Origin of the sequence: Sedimentitalea sp., assembly GCF_039973035.1 — a bacterium.
GTDB lineage: Bacteria > Pseudomonadota > Alphaproteobacteria > Rhodobacterales > Rhodobacteraceae > Sedimentitalea.
The window spans coordinates 1-5,067 of the sequence record NZ_JBDWLR010000073.1 but is presented as its reverse complement, the minus strand read 5'-3'; the positions used below and the strand labels follow the sequence as shown (position 1 = coordinate 5,067).

Sequence of the window (5,067 nt, the reverse complement as noted above, 5' to 3'; positions counted from 1 at the left end):
GTGCACTTGAAAAACATCCTTGGCCAAATCCAGGCCTACGGTCTTAACTGTCATTGGGTGGCTCCTTTCCTAGCAGTCGTTGATAACTGCACTTTGGCACATTCGATGACGGTGGAGCAGGAGCCACCCACATCATCCGCTAAGGGCCGTTCGATACCACCGACATAAAGGGCGGGGACCACCGTGCGCATCCACGGCGAAGGGTAGGTCGAGGAGGACATCCGTGCCTTTGGCATGAACAAGGAGACCGGTGGGATCGCCCGCCAGTTCGTTCTCGGCGTCGTACAGACCGCCGAAGGGCTGCCGCTCATGCATACCGTGCATCCGGGCAACGTGGCCGAAACCAAGACGCTTCGGGCCATGCTGGCCACTGTCCTGCAGCGCTTCCCCATCGAGCGGGTGATCCTGGTCGTCGACCGTGGATTGCTGAGCCTCGACAATATTGGTGCCCTGACTTCCCAGGCCGAGCAGGACGGGCGTACGCTGGAGTTCATCCTCGCCGTCCCGGCCCGCCGCTACAGCGATCTCGTCGAGACCTTTCGGGACATCGCCTTTGACGAGGACGGGCTCGCCGAGGAACGTTTCGCCGGTCATCGTCTGATCGTCGCCCATGATCCCTTCCGCGCCGCCGAACAGGGCGAAAGGCGTCGAGCCCGGATCGCCGAACCACGTCAGGGTCAGAACAGTCAGAAAGCACCGGGATGCCGGAACACTAGACTTGGTTGGCAACAAGCAACCTCGGAAGGGGCGAAAGAGTTCTGAAAGCGTTTGACTGAGGCCCTGCCCTTCCTGACCCGCCAAGCTTTCCAACCGAAGCAGCGGCCGAGGCGATACTGGCAAAACAGCTGGGTTCGGCGTTCGGGCTACCTACCAGACATTGAGATAAGAACCTGAATGCCGGTTTTCGCAGGGTCGGCTGCGCAAGCTCGGCGGAACTCTTGCAAAACCGTGTTTTGATTTGCGTTGAGAGGGCCAGTCGCCGCTTGGTAGCCAAGTAGAAATCCAAATGCCATTGTCTTTCTGCTTAACCGCTCCAACCGCGCTTTTAGCTCCGTGTCATTAAGCGTGGGTGCATCGATTGTGGCGACGATTTCTGCACATGGCGCAGTGTGGTAGAAATCGCTCATCCAATGCGGATCTGCGATTGCCGCAGCGGGCATGAAAAGAAGTGACAAAACAATTCGCATGGGAGAATGCTGGCATCTGGCATCCTCCAAAGCAATTTGTTTTCCGGGGTCTCAGCCCATCTCGAGGGACGGAAGGCGGATAATCTTGCAAAGGCAGAGCTGTTTATGGCGTCCGTTTAGGGCGCTGAAACGCCACCGATCTCCGGCACACAAGCGATGCGCTAGTACTTGATGCCTTTTACCCTGCACAGGCAGCGCCAGGCGCGTATCTCGCTGCAACATCCGCGACGGTCTCAAGCGGCTTGCCCACCGCCAGTATATCAGACGCTCGGACAGTCGCAGCTTGGCCGCAGCCGCACTCAAACCAGAGGACGTGATTGGGTGTCACTGTCAACCGGGTTCCGCCGTGCTTGATTTGAAATGCCGTGATTCCCTGCTGGCTCAATCAGGTGCTGTATCCGTCTCACGAAAAAGCCATGCGAAGTCGGCAGTGGCGGTGGCTGACGTGCAAGAGCAAAGACGCTTCATTGCGTTCCGAGTTCTTGCACCTACCAATCCATCGATCGGACCACGGTAACGCGCCTGAGACGATCTGCCGAGCAGGCGTTGTAATGCCAGCGCAACGTCGCGAGGCCAGTCGTCCATCTGCCGGATATATGGCAGCCTGGCTCCCTTCCTGAGAGCGTCAAAATAGCTCTGTGCGGCAAGCTCCGAGTCAGCTTTAAATCCGCCGCGCCCGATTTCGTGATTGTAACCGTTTTCCACCACTCCGATCGCACTTCCAAGGCTTGCTGATATACTTGCCCAGCGAACCGATTGAGACAGGTCGGGGTCAACACCTTCCCCAAGACGATAACGTCTTGCGAGTGCATGCGCCAATTCTGCATCGCCGTCTTCGGCACGCGCCTCAAGTAGGGCTATTGCTCTTGAGGCATCTTGCAATTCAATGGGTGTCGACGGTGCTAGAAGAAAATTGGCAAGCCGCATCGCTGATTTGTGAACGCCCATATCGGCGGAGGTAGACAGCCAGCTTACCCCCTTGCGTTTCTGATCGAGGCTCGTCGATCTGGACGAAACCAACCGATAGCCTGCCTCGTACATGGCCAAAGGATCACCTGCTTTGGCAGCAATGCTATAGTACTCGAGTGGACTTCGCCCCTTGAGGGTGATCGTAGACGCCGGGCGGCTGAAGAAATCTCCGAGGTGTCGCGCCGCTGTGGCGTTTCCAGCGTCAATAGCCGCATCCAAAATGTTAACTGTTTTCTGAGCTTCTTCTAAGCTACCCGGATGATCAAGAAGAGAACTACCCAATGAAACCAAGGCAGCTGGATAACCGGTATCAACGGCAAGGACCAATTGTTGATGTGCTTCGTCAATCCGCCCCGCAGCCTTGAGTGCCCTCGCGAGTTGGTAACGGCTGCGTCCATTGTCGGGGTGACCAGACGCAGCCAATATACATGCGGTGACGGCGGAATTGGGATCGATGGCTTCGAGACCTATGCCAGGGGCGTCGGCAGGTCGATCGGTGTCGTTGGGGTCGGCAGCAAGTTGATCGCAGGCGCGGACCAACGGACTATAAAGTAACTTGGATGCGGATGAGGGTTGCTCGTCAGAGGGAACAGGGGCGGCCTCAGGTGCAGAGGCGAGCGCAGCAAGACGCTGACGTGCGCGTTCGACCACCTGCCCGCCATCCTCAGCATTCGCGTACTTTTCAATAAAATCGCGCCAGTCTGAAACCGAGTTTTCGGTGTCCGCAGCGAGGAAGGCCTGGAGAACCTCGCTCGCTGTAGGTCCATCTGGTTTATTTACCGCCAAATAGAGGTCTTGGGCTGGCAGCGAGCCATAAGTGAATGGCTCCTGCTGGCCGTTGGTATTCGTCAATACCGTATCGCGAACCCGGCGGAAAAGTTGACCGATTTCAAGCCCTGGTGTTTCGAGGTGCGCAAGTAGAGCAGCCGCATAGGGGCTATTTCGACCTGAACCGTCGAGGGCCACAGTGCCGCCCTTAGCTGAATAGCCGACAAGGACGCCGGACGCCGGTTCAATCGCACCAAGGCCACGGCCGAGCGAGCGGGTACCAGCATCTGCGATTTGGCGCAGGAACGGGTTATCACGGCAAGCATCAAGCAGAACCAACCGGAGTGTTTTGGCTCCGCGCACCGCCGAAAGAAATTTCTGCATCTCTATGGCTTCAAAGGTCACATCCGAGGACTGTTCCAAAATGGCATCGACCGGGATCAGAAAATTCCGCCGATCAATCTCCATGCCATGACCGGCGAAGTAGATTAACGCCATTTCAGCATTTCGGGCAGATCGTGAGAAGTCACGAAGAGCGAGATTCATCGAGCGGGAATCAAGGTTGAAGGTTGAAGTTACCGCAAAGCCGAGCCGCGCCAGCGCTGCGCCGATGTCATCGGCATCATTTTGCGGATTTTCGAGAGACCCAACGCGCTCATAGTTCGAATTGCCGATCACAAGCGCAACACGGTCCTGAGCATGTGCGATAGTTCCCATGGCAAAGGTCACAAGCCACAGAATAGATACGCAGATCAGACGCCTTGCCTTCGCTCTCATAATGTCCGTGAGGATAGCAAAGCCTTGTGAAGCCGTCATCCTTTGAGTTTTTGGCTAGTTGTACGAACTGCCTTACTGCCTGGGTGGGCCGTCATTGCGATCTGGTGGGGGCGATGTAGGGGCGTTCTGATGGATGTCATGGTGCCTTGGGACAATCTGGGCAAGCCTATTTGCCGTCTGGCGCGTTGCCAACAGTGGGATTGAAAGTACAGCCAATACGTGAGCGGATCAAAGCTCAGCGGCGCAATTCCCGCTAACGCTCATTCCTCCGCTCAGCCAACCGCCCCCACATGGGATAAGCCACCGACCCGGCGTCTCCGCTCTGCTTACCCTGCTTCTCGAACGCATCGAGCTGTTCCTTTGGCTCCCCGATCTGCAGGTAACCAACCAGATGGGCAGTGTTGGTCAGGATGGTCTGGAACCGGTTCGCGGCGTCCAGCCCCAGACGCCCGTCGGCGGCCATCTGAGTGCTGGTCTGCGCCGTTTGGATGGTGACGACAGGTCGGCGTTAGGGATAGCCTCAGAGAGCTTGTGCTGCTTGCGTCGTATACCGCTGATCAATAGACTAAAGGCCGACCATGCACCAACATTCAAACTGGACCAACCTATGTGGGCAGACCGTCGGCGCTGCAGCATCCACCGAGACAGAACAGGCGGCATAGCAACAGCATTCGCAGGCGCCCGTTCAGCCGAATTACCGTTTTATGGAATGCTGAGTTCGCCGAATCCGAGCAGCCAGCTTTCCAAAGTTTCGCAGGACGGTTGTGTTTTCGGGCGCTAATGCGGAGTGCGGCCAACCGATCCCAGTGCGAGCAGCAGGCTCAGGACCAGATGTAGGGCGACCGCCGACCACAAGAGCGGTCCGCTCGCGCCACCGATGATCCCGAGAAACGCAAGATAGATGGCCACGACCGTGCTGTAGAACGGCATGCCGACCTGCGGCAGCCCCGGCAGGCAGGCGATTCCCAGGCTGATCAGGGCGAGTCCGGCGAGCCGGACCACCGCCACGGCGGCGTCCTGCAGATCCGTACCGAGCAGCAGTTGTCACAGCACGCCAGGCAGAATCATCAAGGCAAGGCCAGTGGCGGCCTGACGCCTCGGCCAAGGCAGCGAGGGCAGGTGTGTCCCGCTCTGCTGACCTACACTCTTGGAAAATGATGCGCGATGGATGAATGGCCGGTTTCGTGAAGCTGCACCGCAGCGTCGTAACTGTCTTCGGAGGTCGTCTGTGGGTGGCTCCTGCATTGCAAGTGTTTTCTGGTGATATGCGCGGTCATTTTCGTCAGTACTGTCGTCTGTCCGGCCTGTTTATGTTTTGGCATTGCCTCCACTGGCCCTGATGAATTCCGCAAGCGAGGTTCCAATC

4 protein-coding genes and 1 pseudogene are annotated in these 5,067 nt (G+C 57.6%); 1 reads left to right on the top strand and 4 read right to left on the bottom strand.

The genetic code is table 11. From position 1 onward, the window contains the following. Positions 1 to 177: 177 nt before the first annotated feature. A pseudogene (locus ABJO75_RS17570) lies at positions 178 to 762 on the top strand (IS1634 family transposase); the annotation flags it as partial. A gap of 806 nt (positions 763 to 1,568) precedes the next feature. On the opposite strand, the gene ABJO75_RS17565 reads toward ABJO75_RS17570, so the two are convergent. From ABJO75_RS17565 to ABJO75_RS17550, 4 genes are all read right to left on the bottom strand, one after another. Further along, the gene (locus tag ABJO75_RS17565) at positions 1,569 to 3,641 is read right to left on the bottom strand and encodes a caspase family protein (protein ID WP_348126009.1); all 2,073 of its coding nucleotides are present in this window, start codon (positions 3,639 to 3,641) and stop codon (positions 1,569 to 1,571) included. Between the two features lie 313 nt (positions 3,642 to 3,954). After that, complete coding sequence (locus ABJO75_RS17560) at positions 3,955 to 4,164, bottom strand: hypothetical protein (RefSeq protein ID WP_348126007.1); 210 nt, start codon at positions 4,162 to 4,164, stop codon at positions 3,955 to 3,957. Positions 4,165 to 4,478: 314 nt separating this feature from the next. Then, a complete protein-coding gene (locus tag ABJO75_RS17555) occupies positions 4,479 to 4,709 on the bottom strand; it encodes a hypothetical protein (RefSeq protein WP_348126005.1) in 231 nt (76 codons plus the stop codon). A 131-nt stretch (positions 4,710 to 4,840) separates the two neighbouring features. Further along, a partial coding sequence (locus ABJO75_RS17550) for a hypothetical protein (protein ID WP_348126003.1) occupies positions 4,841 to 5,067 on the bottom strand: 227 nt, incomplete at its 5' end.

Bases quoted from the DNA above. Each gene is read 5' to 3' on its own strand.
- ABJO75_RS17565 (WP_348126009.1), bottom strand. From the start codon at position 3,641: ATGGGAACTATCGCACATGCTCAGGACCGTGTTGCGCTTGTGATCGGC.
- ABJO75_RS17560 (WP_348126007.1), bottom strand. From the start codon at position 4,164: ATGGCCGCCGACGGGCGTCTGGGGCTGGACGCCGCGAACCGGTTCCAG.